Raw genomic sequence first — 861 nt, 5'->3', positions numbered from 1 at the left:
GCCCTGCGTACGCTGAACTACAGGCTCCGCGTGTCGCACGAGAACAGGGGATGAGCACCGAAGAGGTGCGAAGCCTCATCGAGGACAACACGGAGCATGCCAGCCTCGGGTTCCTGGGCGAAGACGCTGTTAACGTCACTACTCTCAACCGAGCGCTGCCCAATCCCCCGTCCTGCTCATAAGATGAGTGCTATATGAACGACAAGAAAGTTCCGGCGCGCACCAAGCGTGGCGCTTTGAAGATCTACCTCGGCGCGGCGCCTGGGTCTGGTAAGACCTGTGCAATGCTCAACGAGGCGCACGGCCTTGTGCTGGCCGGCCGCGATGTGGTCATTGGCATCGTGGAAGATCATGGGCGCGAATTCACTCGGGCGCTGTGTGATGGCCTTGAGACCATCCCGCGGCGCTACGCCGCCGGGCTATCCACCGGAGAACTCGATACTGCAGCCATCATCTCGCGCCAGCCGGAAACCGTTCTGGTCGATGAATTTGCCCATTCCAATCCGCGCGGTGAGGAACACGCTAAGCGCTGGGAGGACGTAGAGGAACTCCTAGCCGCAGGAATCGATGTGATTTCTACCCTGAACATCCAGCACCTTGAAAGCCTTAATGACGTAATAAAGCAGATCACTGGTATTTCCCCGCAGGAGACGGTGCCGGACGAGGTGGTGCGTGCGGCGAACGAGATCGAGTTGGTGGATGTATCCCCGCAGCTCTTGCGCACCCGCTTGAGTGATGGCCAAATCTATAAAGAAGCGCGCATTGCCCCAGCCTTGAATAATTATTTTAGGGTGGGCAATCTGACTGCATTGCGGGAGCTTGCCCTGTTGTGGTTGGCGGACCAGGTTGATGAGGCTCTCG

General features: G+C 58.3%; 2 protein-coding genes. Both read left to right on the top strand.

The features are described 5' to 3' along the window. Window positions 1-182: potassium-transporting ATPase subunit C (locus tag F4V54_RS10955; RefSeq protein ID WP_150387153.1), on the top strand; the 182-nt coding region annotated here is incomplete at its 5' end. A 12-nt stretch (window positions 183-194) separates the two neighbouring features. Then, on the top strand, window positions 195-861 hold a 667-nt coding region (locus F4V54_RS10950; protein ID WP_487246621.1), incomplete at its 3' end, for a histidine kinase.

The sequence above is a fragment of the Corynebacterium tuscaniense genome, from assembly GCF_008693065.1.
Lineage (GTDB): Bacteria > Actinomycetota > Actinomycetes > Mycobacteriales > Mycobacteriaceae > Corynebacterium > Corynebacterium tuscaniense.
The sequence above is the reverse complement of the archived record's forward strand: the minus strand, read 5'-3'. Positions and strand labels throughout refer to the sequence as shown.